17 protein-coding genes are annotated in these 16,357 nt (G+C 68.7%); 9 read left to right on the forward strand and 8 right to left on the reverse strand.

The window, feature by feature from the left end; genetic code table 11:
• Positions 1-72 precede the first annotated feature (72 nt).
• From ffh to G3M62_RS23595, 4 genes are all read left to right on the forward strand, one after another.
• Positions 73-1,599 (forward strand): signal recognition particle protein, encoded by a 1,527-nt coding sequence (ffh, locus tag G3M62_RS23580; protein ID WP_165190974.1) that lies wholly within the window; start codon positions 73-75, stop codon positions 1,597-1,599.
• A gap of 24 nt (positions 1,600-1,623) precedes the next feature.
• Positions 1,624-2,172 (forward strand): 30S ribosomal protein S16, encoded by a 549-nt coding sequence (gene rpsP / locus G3M62_RS23585; protein WP_165190975.1) that lies wholly within the window; start codon positions 1,624-1,626, stop codon positions 2,170-2,172.
• A 66-nt stretch (positions 2,173-2,238) separates the two neighbouring features.
• A complete protein-coding gene (gene rimM / locus G3M62_RS23590) occupies positions 2,239-2,796 on the forward strand; it encodes a ribosome maturation factor RimM (RefSeq protein ID WP_165190976.1) in 558 nt (185 codons plus the stop codon).
• Positions 2,797-2,806: 10 nt separating this feature from the next.
• A complete protein-coding gene (locus G3M62_RS23595; RefSeq protein ID WP_165190977.1) occupies positions 2,807-3,373 on the forward strand; it encodes an NUDIX hydrolase in 567 nt (188 codons plus the stop codon).
• Here the strand turns inward: G3M62_RS23595 and G3M62_RS23600 are convergent.
• Positions 3,370-4,227, reverse strand: coding sequence for an acyl-CoA thioesterase (locus tag G3M62_RS23600; protein ID WP_165190978.1), 858 nt, complete (start codon positions 4,225-4,227; stop codon positions 3,370-3,372). The two genes, G3M62_RS23595 and G3M62_RS23600, sit on opposite strands and share 4 nt — an antisense overlap.
• 79 nt (positions 4,228-4,306) lie before the next feature.
• Here G3M62_RS23600 and G3M62_RS23605 point away from each other — a divergent pair, with 79 nt between their 5' ends.
• Positions 4,307-5,224, forward strand: a complete 918-nt coding sequence (locus G3M62_RS23605) for a histone deacetylase family protein (RefSeq protein ID WP_165190979.1) — start codon at positions 4,307-4,309, stop codon at positions 5,222-5,224.
• Positions 5,225-5,630: 406 nt separating this feature from the next.
• On the opposite strand, the gene G3M62_RS23610 is transcribed toward G3M62_RS23605, so the two are convergent.
• Together G3M62_RS23610 and G3M62_RS23615 are read right to left on the reverse strand one after the other, a co-directional pair.
• Positions 5,631-6,065, reverse strand: a complete 435-nt coding sequence (locus G3M62_RS23610) for a PaaI family thioesterase (protein ID WP_165190980.1) — start codon at positions 6,063-6,065, stop codon at positions 5,631-5,633.
• Positions 6,062-6,550, reverse strand: coding sequence for a PaaI family thioesterase (locus tag G3M62_RS23615; protein WP_165190981.1), 489 nt, complete (start codon positions 6,548-6,550; stop codon positions 6,062-6,064). The genes G3M62_RS23610 and G3M62_RS23615 overlap by 4 nt, the downstream gene beginning before the upstream one ends.
• 42 nt (positions 6,551-6,592) lie before the next feature.
• Here G3M62_RS23615 and G3M62_RS23620 point away from each other — a divergent pair, with 42 nt between their 5' ends.
• Positions 6,593-7,600, forward strand: coding sequence for a ligase-associated DNA damage response exonuclease (locus tag G3M62_RS23620; protein WP_165190982.1), 1,008 nt, complete (start codon positions 6,593-6,595; stop codon positions 7,598-7,600).
• A gap of 72 nt (positions 7,601-7,672) precedes the next feature.
• On the forward strand, positions 7,673-8,179 hold the full coding sequence (locus G3M62_RS23625) for a hypothetical protein (protein ID WP_165190983.1): 507 nt from the start codon (positions 7,673-7,675) through the stop codon (positions 8,177-8,179).
• Between the two features lie 10 nt (positions 8,180-8,189).
• On the opposite strand, the gene G3M62_RS23630 is transcribed toward G3M62_RS23625, so the two are convergent.
• Both G3M62_RS23630 and G3M62_RS23635 read right to left on the reverse strand, forming a co-directional pair.
• Positions 8,190-8,600 (reverse strand): PaaI family thioesterase, encoded by a 411-nt coding sequence (locus G3M62_RS23630; protein WP_165190984.1) that lies wholly within the window; start codon positions 8,598-8,600, stop codon positions 8,190-8,192.
• Positions 8,601-8,694: 94 nt separating this feature from the next.
• Positions 8,695-9,663 carry a DUF2167 domain-containing protein gene (locus G3M62_RS23635; protein ID WP_165190985.1) on the reverse strand — a complete coding sequence of 323 codons (969 nt, stop codon included), beginning with the start codon at positions 9,661-9,663 and terminating at the stop codon, positions 8,695-8,697.
• Between the two features lie 94 nt (positions 9,664-9,757).
• On the opposite strand from G3M62_RS23635, the gene G3M62_RS23640 reads away from it, so the two are divergent.
• Positions 9,758-11,371: a cisplatin damage response ATP-dependent DNA ligase gene (locus G3M62_RS23640; protein WP_165190986.1), complete on the forward strand. Its 1,614-nt coding sequence runs from the start codon at positions 9,758-9,760 to the stop codon at positions 11,369-11,371.
• 101 nt (positions 11,372-11,472) lie between these two features.
• On the opposite strand, the gene G3M62_RS23645 is transcribed toward G3M62_RS23640, so the two are convergent.
• Both G3M62_RS23645 and G3M62_RS23650 read right to left on the reverse strand, forming a co-directional pair.
• Positions 11,473-12,696: a multidrug effflux MFS transporter gene (locus tag G3M62_RS23645; protein ID WP_165191422.1), complete on the reverse strand. Its 1,224-nt coding sequence runs from the start codon at positions 12,694-12,696 to the stop codon at positions 11,473-11,475.
• Positions 12,697-12,928: 232 nt separating this feature from the next.
• The gene (locus tag G3M62_RS23650; RefSeq protein ID WP_165190987.1) at positions 12,929-14,089 is read right to left on the reverse strand and encodes a DegT/DnrJ/EryC1/StrS family aminotransferase; all 1,161 of its coding nucleotides are present in this window, start codon (positions 14,087-14,089) and stop codon (positions 12,929-12,931) included.
• A 160-nt stretch (positions 14,090-14,249) separates the two neighbouring features.
• On the opposite strand from G3M62_RS23650, the gene G3M62_RS23655 reads away from it, so the two are divergent.
• Positions 14,250-15,230 (forward strand): mechanosensitive ion channel family protein, encoded by a 981-nt coding sequence (locus G3M62_RS23655; RefSeq protein ID WP_165190988.1) that lies wholly within the window; start codon positions 14,250-14,252, stop codon positions 15,228-15,230.
• Here the strand turns inward: G3M62_RS23655 and G3M62_RS23660 are convergent.
• Positions 15,160-16,335 (reverse strand): trans-sulfuration enzyme family protein, encoded by a 1,176-nt coding sequence (locus tag G3M62_RS23660; RefSeq protein ID WP_165190989.1) that lies wholly within the window; start codon positions 16,333-16,335, stop codon positions 15,160-15,162. The two genes, G3M62_RS23655 and G3M62_RS23660, sit on opposite strands and share 71 nt — an antisense overlap.
• Positions 16,336-16,357 lie beyond the last annotated feature (22 nt).

Consider the following 16,357-nt stretch of genomic DNA (forward strand, 5'->3'; position numbering starts at 1 on the left):
GAGGACCCCCATCGACGTGATCGTCCATGGGGGCTGATCGCGTTTGGGTCTTGTGTTTAGCCAGGGTTCCGCATGTTCGACGGCCTTACAGAGCGACTTTCAGGGGTCTTCGACCGCCTTGGCGGTCGCGGCGTGCTGTCCGAGAAGGACATCGACGAGGCGCTGCGCGAAGTCCGCGTGGCCCTGCTGGAAGCCGACGTCGCCCTGCCGGTGGTCAAGGACTTCATCAGCAAGGCCAAGGAAGCCGCTTCGGGCGAAGCCGTCATCCGCTCGGTCAAGCCGGCCGACCAGGTGGTCAAGATCGTCTATGACGGTCTGGTCGACATGCTGGGCGGCGAGGTCCCCACCGGCCTGAACCTGGCCCTGAACCCGCCGTCGGTGATCCTGATGGCCGGCCTGCAAGGCTCGGGCAAGACCACCACCACCGGCAAGCTGGCCCTGCGGCTGAACAAGATCGAGCGCAAGAAGGTGCTGGTCGCCTCGCTCGACACCCGCCGCCCGGCCGCCATGGAACAGCTGGCCATGCTGGCCAAGCAGGTCGAGGTCGAAAGCCTGCCGATCGTCGCGGGCCAGAGCGCCGCCGACATCGCCAAGCGCGCCATGCTGGCCGCCAAGCTGGGCGGCTACGACGTCCTGATCCTCGACACCGCCGGCCGCACGACGCTGGACGAGGCGATGATGAGCGAGGCGGCGGAAATCGCCCGCATCGCCACCCCGTCCGAGACCATTCTGGTCGCCGACAGCCTGACCGGCCAGGACGCGGTGCGCACCGCCAAGGCCTTCCACGAGCGCCTGCCGCTGACCGGCCTGATCCTGACCCGCGCCGATGGCGATGGCCGGGGCGGCGCGGCCCTGTCGATGCGCCACGTCACCGGTCTGCCGATCAAGTTCCTGGGCGCCGGCGAGAAGATCGACGCCCTGGACGTGTTCGACGCTCGCCGCGTGGCCGGCCGGATCCTGGGACAGGGCGACGTCGTCGCCCTGGTCGAGAAGGCCGCCCAGGACCTCGACGTGGCCGAAGCCGAGCGCATGGCCAAGAAGCTGGCCAAGGGCCAGTTCGACCTCAACGACCTGGCCGCTCAGTTGAACCAGATGCAGAAGATGGGCGGCATGCAGGGCATCATGGGCCTGCTGCCCGGCGTCCAGAAGGTCAAGAAGCAGATCGCCGAAAGCGGCGTCGACGACAGCATCTTCCGCCGCCAGCAGGCGATCATCGGCTCGATGACCAAGCTGGAGCGCAAGAAGCCCGACGTGCTGGCCGCCTCGCGCAAGCGCCGCATCGCGGCCGGGGCCGGCGTCGACGTCGCCGAGGTCAACCGCCTGCTGAAACAGCACCGGCAGATGGCCGAGATGTTCAAGGCCATGAGCAAGGACGGCGGCAAGGGCATGGCCCGCATGGCCGGCATGCTCGGCGGCGGCGACATGTCCCGGCTGAAGGCCATGGGCGGGGGCAAGGTCGCCCAGCCCGATCCCAATGCAGCGGGAGGCCAAGGCCTTCCGGGGCTGCCCGGTATGCCGGGTCTCGGGGGCGGCGGCGACGCCAAGCCCAATCCTCTCTCCGGCCTGGGCCTGCCCGGCTTCAACCCGTTCAAGAAATAGAACTTTAGACCAAGGACTAAGACTATGCTGAAGATCCGTCTCGCCCGTGGCGGCGCCAAGAAGCGCCCCTACTACTCGATCGTCATCGCCGACAGCCACTCGCCGCGCGACGGCCGCTTCATCGAGAAGGTCGGCACCTACAACCCGCTGCTCAAGAAGGACGACGCCGCGCGCGTGACCCTGAAGGTCGAGTCCATCCAGGAGTGGCTCAAGAAGGGCGCCCAGCCGACCGACCGCGTCGCCCGCTTCCTGGCCGCCGCCGGCGTCGCCGAGTGGACCCACGGCAACAACCCGCAGAAGGGCGCCCCGGGCAAGAAGGCCCAAGAGCGTCTGGCCGAACGCGCCCAGCGCGACGAAGACCGCAAGGCCGCCGAAGCCCAAGCCAAGGAAGACGCCAAGGCCGCCGCTGAAGCCGCTGCCGCCGCCGCCGCCGAAGCCGCCGCTGCTCCGGCTCCGGAACCGGAAGTCGTCGCCGAAGAAGCCCCGGCCGCCGAGGCTGCTGCTGAAGAGGCTCCGGCCGCTGAAGCCGCCGCTGAAGAAGCCCCGGCTTCGGAAGAAACCGCCGAAGGCTAAGGCCTTCGCCAGCGCCGCCGCCGGGCTTCCGCCTGGCGGCGGCGTTTTCTTTTGCGCGATCCCCTCATGACCTCATCGCCCTCGCAGAATCTGATCCTGGTCGGCCGCGTCGCCGGCGGCTTCGGCGTGCGCGGCGAGGTGCGCATCGCGACCTATACCGAAGACCCCCTGACCCTGACCAAGTTCAAGGTGCTGACGCGCCAGGACGGCTCGCCCGCCCTGACCCTGACCACCGCCCGCGTGGCCAAGGAGGGCGTCGTCGCCCGCTGCGTCGGGATCGAGACCAAGGAAGCGGCCGACGCCCTGCGCGGCCTGCGCCTCTATGTGCCTCGCTCGGCCCTGCCCGAGCCCGAGGAAGACGAATTCTACCTGGCCGACCTGATCGGCCTGCCGGTGCGCCACATCGCCACCAACGAGCTGCTGGGCAAGATCAAGAGCGTCCAGAACTTCGGCGCCGATGACCTGCTGGAGATCACGCCGGCCCTGGGCGGCCAGACCTGGTACTTGCCGTTCACCCGCGCCGCGGTTCCCGAGGTAAGGATCGCCGAAGGCCTGGTCCTGGCCGATCCGCCGCAGATGGTGGGCGAGCCTGAAGGACCGGTCGAGGACGAAGACCCGCTCTAGGAGTTCAGGCATGGCGCTCGACGGCAAATGGCGGGTGACCGCCTCGCGCTATGTCCACAAGGATCGCTGGATCGCTGTCCGGGCCGACGATTGCCTGACCGACGACGGCGTCGAGATCGCGCCCTACTACGTGCTGGAATATCCCGACTGGGTCGAGGTCGTGGCCCTGGACGCGGCGAACAACGTGCTGCTGATCCGGCAGTATCGGCACGCCATGGGCGGGTTCACGATCGAACTGCCCGCCGGCGGCATGGAGCCGACCGACACCGATCCACGCATCGCCGGGGCCCGCGAGCTGCTGGAAGAGACCGGCTGCGCGGGTGAAGTCTCCTATGTGGGCGACTCCTGGCCCAACGCCGGCACCCACACCAACCGCGTCCACACCCTGCTGGCCCGCGACGTCGTCCAGGTCGCCGAACCCAAGGACGACCCCACCGAGCGCATCGAGCGCTTCTGGGTGCCCGCCGCCGAGGCCGTGCGCATGGCCCTGGCGGGCGAGCTGACCGTCGCCATGCACGTGGCCTCGCTGCTGCGCGGCCTGACCCAGGCCGGCGTGGCGACGATCGCGGTCGGCTAGCGCTCGCGCACCCGCATCAGGCATTCCTGGGCCACCGAGGCCACCAGCTTGCCGTCGCGCGTGAACATCTGACCGCGCACCAGGCCGCGACCCTGCGAGGCCGAGGGGCTGTCCTGCGAGAACAGGATCCAGTCGTTGAAGTCGAACGGGTGATGGAACCACATGGCGTGGTCCAGGCTGGCGGCCTGCAGGTTCGGCGAGGTCCAGACCAGGGCGTGCGGACGCAGGGCGCTTTCCATGAAGGCCATGTCGGACGCGTAGGCCAGGGCGCACTGCTGCAGGCGGACATTGTCGCCGATCGGCGCCTTGGCCCGCATCCAGACTTCCTTGTTGCCCGGCTTGGGAACCGGCTTGCCCGGATGCTGCGGATCGACCCAGCGCAGGTCGATCGGGCGCGGCGACTCGGCGAACTTCACGAAGCCGGGCGGCGCCTCGTCGCCCAGTGAGCGCGCGTATTCAGCGTCGGTGGGCAGGCTCTCCGGATCGGGGGCCGACGGCATCTGGGCCTGGTGCTCCAGCCCCGCCTCCGGGGTCTGGAACGAGGCGGCCAGGTTGAAGATCTGCTCGCCATGCTGGATCGCCGCCACCCGGCGGGTGGTGAAGGTGCCGCCGTCGCGGGCCCGCTCGACCTCGTAGAGCACCGGGGCGTTCACGTCGCCGGGCCGGATGAAATAGGCGTGCAGCGAGTGGCAGATTCGCTCGGGCACGGTCTTGTAGGCCGCCATCAGGGCCTGGGCGATGACCAGGCCGCCGAAGATGCGGGGCGGGCCGTCGTTGGGGCTGCGGCCCCGGAACAGGTTCACCTCGATGGCTTCGAGGTCGAGGATTTCGGCGAGGTCTTCGGGCGTACGCATGAACGCTCGTTAGGCGCGCGGGACCAGCGGGGCAAGTCGTGACCTTGCGTCACGTCGTCACCTTTCCCATTGATGGGTCATGGCCGCCCGCTTTCCGCCGATCATCCACCACCCCGCCTTCCGCGCCGAGATGCCGCCTGGGCACCGGTTCCCGATGGACAAGTTCTCGCGCCTGGCCGCGGTGCTGGAGGCCGAGGGCGTGGCCGGTCCGGACGGCTTCGTCCTGCCCGAGCCGATCGACCTGGAGAGCCTGCTGCTGGTCCACGACGAGGCCTATGTGCGCGGCGTCATCGACCTGACCCTGCCGGTCGACGTGGCGCGAAGGGTCGGCCTGCCCAACACCGACTCGGTGGCCCGGCGGGCCCAGGCGGCGGTCGGCGGCACCCTGGCGGCGGCGCGCCTGGCGCTGGAGCACGGGATCGCCTGCAACACCGCCGGCGGCAGCCATCACGCCCAGGCCGACACCGGCGCGGGGTTCTGCGTGTTCAACGACGTGGCGGTGGCGGCGCGGCGGTTGCTGGAGGAGGGCAAGGTCGGCCAGGTCCTGGTCGTCGATCTGGACGTCCACCAGGGCGACGGCACCGCGCGGATCTTCGAGGAAGACGCCAGCGTCTTCACCTTCTCGATGCACGCCGAAAAGAACTTCCCGGCCCGCAAGGCGACGAGCGATCTGGACATCGACCTGGCCGACGGCACGGGCGACGCGGCCTATCTGGAAAAGCTGGAAGTGATCTTGCCGGACCTGCTGGCGCGCGTGGCGCCGGACCTGGTGTTCTTCAACGCCGGGGTCGATCCACACGCGGACGACAAGCTGGGGCGGCTGAGTTTGAGCGACGAGGGCCTGGCGCGGCGCGAGGCGTTCGTCCTGGGCTCATGTCTGGAAAGAAGTATCCCCGTGACCGGGGTGATCGGCGGCGGATATGACGCCGACATCGATCGTCTGGCGCATCGTCACGCCCTTCTCCACCGGGCGGCCCGAGAGGCTCTGGGAGCCTGAGGGGGTCGCGAACCGGTGGAGCTACGCGGCGATCACTTAGAAGCTCGTGACGAGCGAACCGGCGATCACGACGAGGGGCAGCATGGCCAGAACGAGGCTGGCGAAACCGGCGAAGGCGTTGTTCGAGAAGGTCATTGTCTTGGTTCCCTGTTGTCCGGCGCGCCGTCCGCGTCCGGTGATCAGGGGTATAGGCCCGCGGGTTGGTGAACACCCGTTACCTTTGCTTCATGAAGCGTTTTTAAGAAACGTTGACGCCGTAAACTCGCATTACAGGAGCGTAATGTCGTTGTTATCAAACGTCACTTAGCAACATTTTACCCTCGGAGACCCACGTTCGGCGCATATCGGTGGTCGATATGATCCAAACCCGGGGCTGTCCTTTCGAGCAACCCAGAGCGAGACGCCCTTACTCCTCCGCCGAGCTCAGTAGGAAGTGGCCGCGCAGGGCCGCGATCGGGTTGGCGCGCTGTTCCTGCCAGGCCTCGACATGGACGTTGGCGATGCGGCGGCCGACCTTCTTGATCTCGGCCCGGGCATAGGTGACCAGGGGCCGGCCCGAGCGCAGGTACTCGATCGAGACGTCGATGGTGCGCGGCTGGCGCTTCAGCGGTTCGACGATCGACAGCTGGGCCAGGGCGGTCATCTCCATGAACGCGCCCAGCACGCCGCCGTGGATGGCGGGCAGGATCGGATTGCCGACGATCAGGTCCGAGAACGGCAGGACCGCCGTCATCTCGTCGCCGGCCAGCTCGGCCCGCACGCCGATGAACCGGGCGTAGGGGATCGAGGCGAGGACGGCGTTCAGGCGCTCCTGGGCGCTTCCGAGGAGGGCGTCGCTCATACCACGTCCCCCGAATTGCTCTCGCGCGGCGGCTTGAAGTTGGCCCCGGGTTTCCGGCCGGCGCTGGAGTCCAGCATGAAGGCGGCCTGGGCGGCGGCGATCGGGTCGTCCGGGTCGTCCTCGTAGGCCACGGCCCGCACGAAGGCGATCGAGCGGGTCAGCTTGTAGCAGTGGGCCCGGGCCTTGATGTCGCGCCCCGGCTCGGCCGGCCGCATGTAGTCGATACGAAGGTCCAGGGTGGCGATGAAGCCCCATTCGGACTGGGCCGCGTGCACCGCCTGGCCGCAGGTATGGTCCAGCAGGGTTGTCACCACCCCGCCGGCGATGACGCCCGTCTCCGGGTCGCCGACGATCTCCGGTCGATAGGGGACCTTCAGGATGGCGACCGCGTGGCCGATCTCCAGGGTCTCGAACCCCAAGGCCTTGGCCTGGGGACTGCCCTCGTTCATCGCCTGGGCTATCGCGCGGTGTTCTTCGTCGGTCATCGGGATACGCTTATAGCCAGCCGCGTTCCCATATCCACCGTGATGAAGCCGCAAGACCTGATCTGTCCGAGGCCCGACGGGCTCTACTGCCCGCCCGGGGACTTCTATATCGACCCCGTCCGCCCCGTGGACCGGGCGGTGATCACCCATGGCCACGCCGACCACGCCCGGGCCGGCCACGGGGTGGTCGCCGCCACGCCCGAGACCCTGGCGATCATGGCCGAACGCTATGGCAAGGACTTCGCCGGTCGCCGCGAACCGATCGCCTACGGCCAGAGCTTCACCCACAACGGCGTCGAGGTCGGGCTCGTCCCCGCCGGCCACGTGCTGGGCTCGGCCCAGGCCGTGGTGCGCTGGAAGGGCATGACCATCGTCGTCTCCGGCGACTACAAGCGCCGCCGCGACCCCACCTGCCCGCCCTTCGAGCCCGTGCCCTGCGACGTGTTCGTGACCGAGGCGACCTTCGGCCTGCCGGTGTTTCGCCATCCCGACGACAGGGGCGAGATCGCCGCCCTGCTGAAGTCGGTCGAGCAGTTCCCCGAGCGCTCGCACATCGTCGGCGCCTACGCCCTGGGCAAGGCCCAGCGGGTGATCAAGCTGCTGCGTGAGGCCGGGTGGGACAAGACGATCCACGTGCATGGCGCGATGGACCGTCTGAACCGTCTCTACGAACGCCATGGCGTCGACCTGGGTCCGCTGGCGCCCGCCACCACGGGAACCAAGAAGGACTTCGAGGGCGCGATCATCGTCGCCCCGCCCTCGGCCTTGGCCGACCGCTGGTCGCGGCGCTTTCCCGATCCGGTCGACTGTTTCGCCAGCGGCTGGATGCGGGTACGGGCCCGGGCCCGTCAGCGGGGCGTGGAACTGCCGTTGATCATCTCCGACCACGCCGACTGGGACGAACTGACCGCCACCCTGGACGAGCTGCGCCCCGGCGAGGTGTGGATCACCCACGGCCGCGAGGAGGCCCTGGAGCGCTGGTGCGAGCTGGAGGGCATCCCGGCCAAGGCGCTGCGGCTGGTGGGCTATGACGAGGAGGAGGGGGAGTAGGCTCGACGCCGACGCCATGGCCTTTCCTGATGGCCGCCGGCATGATCACCGCCGGTGGAAAAGGAGCGACCCGTGTCCGCGATCATCCTGGCGCTGCTTCTGGCGCCCCAGGCCCATGGCCGCCCTTCCCTGCCGCGCTACGCCGACGCGCCGCTCGTGACGTGCCCGGCCGCGACCGACGCCTACCAGACCTGGGTCACACGCGGCCGATCGGGTGCGACCAGCCTGGTTCCCAGATCCGCGATCGGCGCAATTCCGGCGAACCGGCGGGCTGAGGCCGCCAGCCGGCTCGACGCCGCGCCGCTGGTGGCTCTCGACCTGGCGCAGGCGACGGACCTGCTGGGGTCCGCCGCCCTGCTCGACGCCAATCCCGGCCTGAAACCGTTCCTGGTTCGCAACGTCGTGCCCAGCTTCGACGGCGCCTATTATGGCGGCCCGATACGGGTCGGCCTGAAGGACGACACGCTCTATGTCTCGGCCGCGATCCTCGGCTGCGGCGGCTTCTTCAAGAACCCGATCGTCGTGATGCTGCCTCGGGCGCCGGACCGGGTGGAGATCGATGTCGTCGCGGCCCTGTGACGAGCATGGCTCACACCACCTTGAACGTCGCCCGCGCCCGCGCCACCGGCTTGCCGTCCGCCGACACCGTGGCCTCGGCGTAGCACAGGCTCTTGCCGGGCTTGATGAAGTCGGTGTCGAAGGCCAGCCACTGGCCGAGTTGGGCGGCGGCGATGTAGTCGAGCCCCAGCGAGACGGTGACCAAACCCTGGCTCGGGATCTTCAGCCGGCTCAGCATCACCCCGCACGACAGGCCCATGGCGTTGTCGGCCAGGGCGGCGAGCAGGCCGCCATGCGGATTGCCGCGCGAATTGGTGTGCGGTTCGCGCACCTCGACCGCCAGCACCCAGCGATCCTCGCGGATGTCGGCGAAGATCGGCTCCCACGGCGTGGTCAGCGGACTCTTGCGGGGATGCGGGACGAAGGGCTCGGGCGGGGTCATGGTCGCCTCCGGGTCCGGATGCGCGGACAAGGTCAATTCAAACAGATGTTCGAATTGACTTCAAGCCTGAGCCCTCGCCGACCCGAGCCCCGACCTAGGAGATCAGGTCGGGGCCCTTGGGCGGCGCCGAGCTCTTCTTGGTCCCGACGTCCTTCTGACCCAGGAACGTCCGGCGGAACCAGGCGGCGACCCCGCCGAACGCGGCCACCACCAGCACCGCGCCCTTTTTCAGGAACACCACCAGGATCGCCAGCAGGCCCAGCTTCTTGGCGGCCGCGGCCCCGACGCCGGCGGCGATCAGGCCCGCGACGCCGTATTCGGCCATCTTGTCCTGGCCCTTGTGGAAGTCGGCATAGGTCTGGCCCGGCACGAAGCCGGCCTGGTCGCCGATATGGCTGGCGGCGGCGCGCACCTCGGGCAGGTCGTTGATGCTGGAGATGACGTTCAGGCTCAGCACGCCCTTCCGGCCCAGCAGGCGGATGTCGTAGTTCAGGGTGTCGACCGACGCATTGCCGGCCTTCAGGTCGCGCGCCCAGATCACCACGTGCCGGGCGGCGTCATAGGTCGGGCGCTCGGCCCAGCCCACCAGATGCAGGCTGGGATAGCCGGCCTTCTCGCGCTCGGCGTTGTCGTCGGACTCGGACTTGCGCAGGTCGTCCAGCAGCTTGTCGTAGTCGGTGTCGCGCGCGTCCTTGTCGGCGACATAGCCCGAGTCCTGATAGGTGATCACCGCGCCCCAGGACGGCCCGTCCAGCGGCTTGAAGCGCGCCGGAAAGATCATGCCCAGCACACCGTCGGCGGCGTCCGGCGGATTGCCCCAGCCCTCGACCAGCACTCGTCGCGAGGCGGCGGCGTCGAGATAGTAGTAGTCGTTTCCGAGATTGAGCCTGGCCTTGGCCTCCGGCAGATCCACGACGCCCGTATGGCGTTGAAGCCTGTCCTGCCAGGACAGGTCGGGCGCGGAGGCCGTCACGGCCGGCGGCGTGGAAGGCTGCTCGGCCGCGAACGCGGGCGCGGCGATGCAAAGAACCATGGCCGCGGCGGCGGCTTCAAACTGACGCAAGACGTGTTCCCCCAAACAACTCAGCCGAAGCTATCGCGGCCATTCGAGCTTGGCCATACGAAAGGCTTGGCCGCGCGGCGATCTCGCGCGTTGAATGGCGACCATGCGCGCCTTCGCCCACCTTCTCGACCGGCTGTCCCTGACCAGCTCGCGCAACGCCAAGCTGACCCTGATCAAGGACTTCCTGCGCGAAACGCCCGATCCCGAGCGCGGCTGGGTGCTGGCGGCCCTGACCGGAGCCTTGTCGTTCAACGCCGCCAAGCCGGCCTTCATCCGCAAGGCGGTGGAGAGCCGGATGGACGCCCAGCTGTTCGCCTGGTCCTACGACTATGTCGGCGACCTGGCCGAGACCGTCGCCCTGGTCTGGCCGGAAAAGCCCGGCGCCAATCGCGAGCCGGACCTGTCGGAAGTGGTCGAAAGCCTGCGCACGGCCTCGCGCACCGAGGTGCAGCGGCTGATCGAGAGCTGGCTGGACGCCCTGGACGCCGACGGCCGCTGGGCGCTGCTGAAGCTGATGACCGGCGGCCTGCGGGTGGGCGTCTCGGCGCGGCTGGCCAAGCAGGCCTGCGCCGACTTCGGCGGGGTCGAGATCGGCCAGGTCGAGGAGGTCTGGCACGCCATGACCCCGCCCTATGGCGACCTGTTCGCCTGGCTGGAAGGGCGCTCTGAACAGCCCTCGCCCGACGCGCCGGGCCGGTTCCGGCCGGTGATGCTGGCCCAGGCGATCGACGAGGCGGTCGACTTCGCCAAGCTCGACCCCGCCGACTACGCCGCCGAGTGGAAGTGGGACGGCATCCGCGTCCAGGCGGTCAGCGAGCGCGGCCAGCGGCGGCTCTACACCCGCACCGGCGACGACATCTCGGCGACCTTCCCGGACGTGCTGGACGCCCTGACCTTCGAGGGGGCGATCGACGGCGAACTGCTGGTCCTGCGGGGCGGGGCGGTGGCCTCGTTCGGCGACCTGCAGCAGCGGCTGAACCGCAAGACGGTCGACGCCAAGCAGCTGCAGACCTTTCCCGCCGGCATCCGCGCCTACGACCTGCTGCTGGACGGCGAGACCGACCTGCGCGGCCTGCCGTTCGTCGAGCGCCGCAAGCGGCTGGAGGCCTTCGTGGCCCAGGCCAAGAGCCCGCGCATCGACCTGTCGCCGATCCAGCCGTTCGACACCTGGGAAGGCCTGGCCGCCCTGCGCGCCACACCGCCCGAGGGCGATCCGGCCATCGCCGAGGGGCTGATGCTGAAGCGCTGGGACAGCGTCTACGAACCGGGCCGACCCAAGGGCCCATGGTTCAAGTGGAAGCGCGATCCCCGCCTGATCGACGCGGTGCTGATGTACGCCCAGCGCGGCCACGGCAAGCGGTCCAGCTTCTATTCCGACTACACCTTCGGGGTCTGGCGCGAGGACGAGACGGGGACGCGTCACCTGACGCCGGTGGGCAAGGCCTATTTCGGCTTCACCGACGAGGAGCTGAAACAGATCGACAAGTTCGTGCGCGACCACACGATCGAGCGGTTCGGTCCCGTGCGCTCGGTGCGCGCCGACCTGGAGTTCGGCCTGGTGTTCGAGGTGGCGTTCGAGGGGCTGCAGCGCTCGACCCGCCACAAGTCCGGCGTGGCCATGCGCTTTCCCCGCATCAACCGCATCCGCTGGGACAAGCCGTCGCGCGAGGCGGACGAACTGGAGACCCTGGAGCGGATGCTGGACTGAAGCCTAGAGTCCCGACCTGATTGCATCAGGCCGGGACTCTAGGTTTTTGTTTCAGCGCATTTTCTTCACGCGAACCGGCATCCACTTCGCTCGAAAATGCTCTAGTGGAACCCCGCCCCCTCGGCCGCCGGGGCGCCCGTGCCGGCGTGGAACATCCGCCCCTTCTCGGTGATCAGGACGGCCACCAGCCCGGCGACGCCGAAGCCGGCGAAACCCAGGGTCAGGGGCACTGTGGTGCCGTCGAACAGCTGGCCGATCCAGAAGCCGATCAACGCCCCGCCGATCGTGGTGATGAAACCCTGCACCGAGGCCGCCGTGCCGGCCAGATGGCCCAGCGGCTCCATGGCGATCGCGCCGAAATTGCCCATCACCAGGCCGAAACAGAACATCATCCCCGCCTGCAGCAGCGAGAAGGTCCACAGGGTCTCGTGGCCGCTCAAGGCGACGACCGCGTGGATCGCCGCGAAGACGAGGTAGCCGACCAGGGCCGTGTGCGAGACCAGGCGCATGCCCAGCTTGTCGACGATCTGGGCGTTGAGCAGGGACGAGACCGCGATGCCGCCCGCGATCGCCGCGAAGATCAGGGTGAAGGCCTTGCCCGCCCCCAGCACGTCGACGAACACCTGCTGGGCCGAGTTGAGGAAGCCGAACAGTCCGCCCAGCACCAGGGTGGCGGCCAGGGTGTAGCCGACGGCGACGCGGTTGGTCAGGCACTCCTTGAACGCCGCCAGCACCGGGCCGGCGGCCAGGGGGACGCGGTCCTCCGGGTGCAGGGTCTCGGGCAGTTTCACCGCCGCCCAGGCGATCACCGCCAGGCCGAAGATCGCCAGGATCCCGAACACCCACGGCCACGGCGCGACCAGCAGGATGGCCTGGCCCACCGACGGCGCGATGATCGGCACGCCCAGGAAGACGATGAACGACAGCGACATCACCCGCGCCATCTGCCGGCCGCTGTAGCAGTCGCGAACGATCGACACCGACAGCACCCGCGTGGCCGCCGCGCCCGCGCCGCACAGGGCCCGGGCGATCAGCAGCATCTCGAACGAGGTGGAAAAGGCGCAGAGCGCGGCGAACACCACATAGAGCGCCAGCCCGACCATCAGCACCGGCTTGCGCCCGAACCGGTCGGCCAGCGAGCCGTAGACGATCTGGGCCGCGCCGAAGCCCAGCAGATAGGCGGTTAGGATCCACTGGCGCTCATTGGCCGAGGCGATGCCCAGGGCCTCGCCGATCTGCGGCATGGCCGGCAGCATCGAGTCGATGGCCAGGGCGTTGGTGGCCATCATCGCGGCGATCAGGGCGACGAACTGGCCGAACCCCATGCCGAGATGGGGGCCGCTATCGGCTTTGCTGGCGACGAGGGTGCTGGAGGACATGACGCTCTACTCACGGGCCGGAGACGCCGAAGCGCCGGCGGGCGCGAGACGCGATGGCCCGCGATATAGGCGTCTTGTGACAGTCCGCCAATCGCGGCGCCGATCATCGATGTCGCCGCGATCGCCCGTAAGGCGGGATGCCCGTCATCCGATCACCGTCGCCCCGCAGGGCGCGGACCTAGCCGTTGAAGGCGCGGATGGCGTCGATGATGCGCCGCTGATCAACTTCCGACAGGTAGGGATGCATCGGCAGAGCCAGCACCGTCTCGGCCTTGGCTTCGGTCACGGGCAGGCCGCCGGCCCCGCGCGGGAAGTCGGCATAGGGCGCCTGCACGTGCATCGGCACGGGATAATAGACCGCCGTCGGGACGCCCTGGGTCTTCAGGTGGGCGGCCAGGCCGTCGCGGTTGGCGTGCTCGATCACGTACTGGGCCCAGACCGAGATTCCGCCGTCGATGACCTTGGGCGTGGCGATGACCGCGCCCTCCAGGCCCTCGGCGTAGCGGTCGGCCACGACCTGGCGCAGATCGATCTCCTCCTGGAAGATCGCCAGCTTCTCGATCAGGATCGCCGCCTGGATCGTATCCAGCCGCGAGTTCATGCCGATGCGGGTGTTCAGGTACTTGGTGTCGTGGTCGAAGGTGCGGCCGACCAAGTCCGGGGCCACGGCCTTGCCGTGCACCCGGTAGCTGTCCATCAGGTCCCACAGCTCCTGGTCGTTGGTCAGCACTGCCCCGCCGTCGCCGTAGCAGCCCAGAGGCTTGGCCGGGAAGAAGCTGGTGGTGACCACGTCGGCCCAGTGCAGCGGATGCTTGCCGTTCAGCGTGCAGCCGAAGCCCTGGGCGCTGTCGGCGATCAGCTTCAGGCCTTCGCGCTCGCAGATGGCCTTGATGGCCGGATAGTCGGCGGGCTGGCCGAACAGGTCGACGGCGATCACCACCTTGGGCGTCAGCTTGCCATCGGCCTTCACGCCGGCGATGGCCGCTTCCAGCTTGGCCGGATCGAGATTGAAGGTGTCGGGGAGTACGTCGACGAACACCGGCGTGGCCCCCACCCACGGCACGACTTCGGCCGTGGCGGCGAAGGTGAAGGACGGGCAGAACACCGCGTCGCCCGGCCCGATGTTCCAGGCCATCAGCGGCAAGACGATGGCGTCGGTGCCGTTGCCGCACGACAGGGCCAGCTTGGCCTGGCCGAACGCCGCCAGCTTGGCCTCGAACTCGCGCACCTGCGGGCCCATCACATAGGCCCCGCTGTCGAGGACGGCGGCGATCGCCTTGTCGATCTTGTCGCGGATCCGGCGCTGCTGCGCGGCGAGGTCGATGAAGGACATGCTCATGGCCGGCGCTCTTAGAGACGGATCGGCGGGATTTCGAGCCAATTGATGTAACCGAGTGTTTCTCGAGGGCGAAGCGCTAGCGGAGAAGGAACAGCCCGCGCCCTCGTTCGTTGACGGGTCTTCGTTGACGGTACGGGGCGGGGGCGCCATCGAGAGACCCATGCAGACCAAGCCGAACGCCGTACCCGACATCACCCTTCCGTCCATCGCCAACGTGAAAGCCGACGAGACCATGTTCGGGCACTTCCTCGACTGGCTGGGCAAGCTGGCGGTCAATCTGGTGGTGGCGGGCCTGATCCTGTTCGTCACCTTCTGGGTGGCCGGGTGGCTGGCGGGCGTCGCGCGACGCGGCCTGGGCCGGGTGCATCGCAAGAACCCCGACCCGACCCTGGAAAGCTTCATCGCCTCGCTGGTGCGCTACGCGGTGGTGGCGGTCGGCCTGGTGGCGGTGCTGCAGCAGCTGGGCGTGCAGGCCACCTCGATCATCGCGGTGCTAGGCGCGGCCTCGCTGGCCATCGGCCTGGCCCTGCAGGGGGCCCTGTCGAACGTGGCGGCCGGGGTGATGATCCTGCTCTTCCGCCCCTACAAGGTCGGCGACGTGATCGAGACCTCGACCCGCAACGGCACGGTCAAGTCGCTGGACCTGCTGTTCACCGAGATCGCCACGCCCGACAACGTCAAGGTGATGATCCCCAACAGCAAGGTGTTCGGCGACGTCATCCTCAACTACTCCACCCACCGCACGCGGCGGGCCGACGTGGTGTTCAAGGTTCCCCTGAAGACCGATCTGGTCTCGGTGCTGCAGAAGATGCGCGAGCGGGCCGAGGGCGATCCGCGGGTGCGCAAGGAGCCGGCGGTGATGATCGAGGTCGTCGACCTCTCCGAAGCCTTCGCCCAGGCCGCGATCCGCGTCTGGACGGCCAAGGAAGACTACGGCCCGGTCAAGACCGACCTGATGCTGGCCGCCCACCTGTGGGCCGAGGACCCGACGCGGGTGCTGCCGCCGCCGCGCAAGTCCAAGGCCCCGGATCCGTCGCCGGCCATGCCCGGCGACAGCGACCATCACCTGTTCAGGTTGCCAAAGCCTCGGAAAGGTCGGCGATCAGGTCCTCGCAGTCCTCAATCCCCACCGAAAGCCTGATCAGCGTATCGGAGATGCCCAGGGCGGCGCGCTGATCGGCCGGAATCGAGGCATGGGTCATGATGGCCGGATGCTCGATCAGGCTCTCGACCCCGCCCAGGCTTTCCGCCAGCGTGAACAGGCGCGTGCGCTCCAGCATCCGCTTGGCGGTGTCGACGTCGCCCTTCAGCTCCACCGAGATGATCCCGCCAAACCCACCGTGCATCTGGCGCTTGGCCAGGTCATGCTGCGGGTGGCTGGGCAGCCCGGGATAGATCACGCGCTCGACGTCCTTGCGGGTCGACAACCACTTGGCGATGGCCAGGGCGCTGTCGCAGGCCCGCTGCATGCGCAGGGCCAGAGTCTTGACCCCGCGCAGCGCCAGGAAGCTGTCGAACGGCCCCAGCACCGCGCCGACGGCGTTCTGCAGGAACTTCAGCTTGTCGGCGATCTCGGCGTTGTCGCCGACCACCGCCACGCCGGCCACCACGTCGGAGTGGCCGTTCAGGTACTTGGTGGCCGAGTGCATGACGATATCGAAGCCCAGCTCCAGCGGCCGCTGGACGAAGGGACTGGCGAAGGTGTTGTCGGCCACGGTGATCAGGCCGTGCGTCTTGGCCAGGGCGGCGATGGCCGACAGGTCCGCCAGGCGCAGCATCGGGTTGGTCGGCGTCTCGACCCAGATCATCTTGGTGGCCGGCGTGATCGCCGCCTCGATGGCCGCGATGTCGCCCATGTCGACGAAGCTGAACGTCAGGCCCGCCGAACGCTTGCGCACCTTGTCGAACAATCGGAACGAGCCGCCATAGAGGTCGTCGCTGGCGATCACGTGCGCGCCGCTGTCGAGGATCTCCAGGATCGTCGAGGCCGCCGCCAGGCCCGAGGCGAAGGCGAAGCCCGCCGCGCCGCTCTCGAGGTCGGCGATGCAGCGCTCGAAGGCGAAGCGGGTCGGGTTGTGGCTGCGGCTGTACTCGAAGCCCTTGTGCTCGCCGGGGCTGGACTGGACATAGGTCGAGGTCGCGTAGATCGGCACCATCACCGCCCCCGTCGTCGGATCGGGGAACTGGCCGCCATGGATCGTGCGGGTGGCGAAGGCCAGGCGGTTCTTGCCGGGGATGTCGGTCATGGAAGGTCCTTGGTCGCCACGC

Origin of the sequence: Caulobacter soli, from assembly GCF_011045195.1 — a bacterium.
Lineage (GTDB): Bacteria > Pseudomonadota > Alphaproteobacteria > Caulobacterales > Caulobacteraceae > Caulobacter > Caulobacter soli.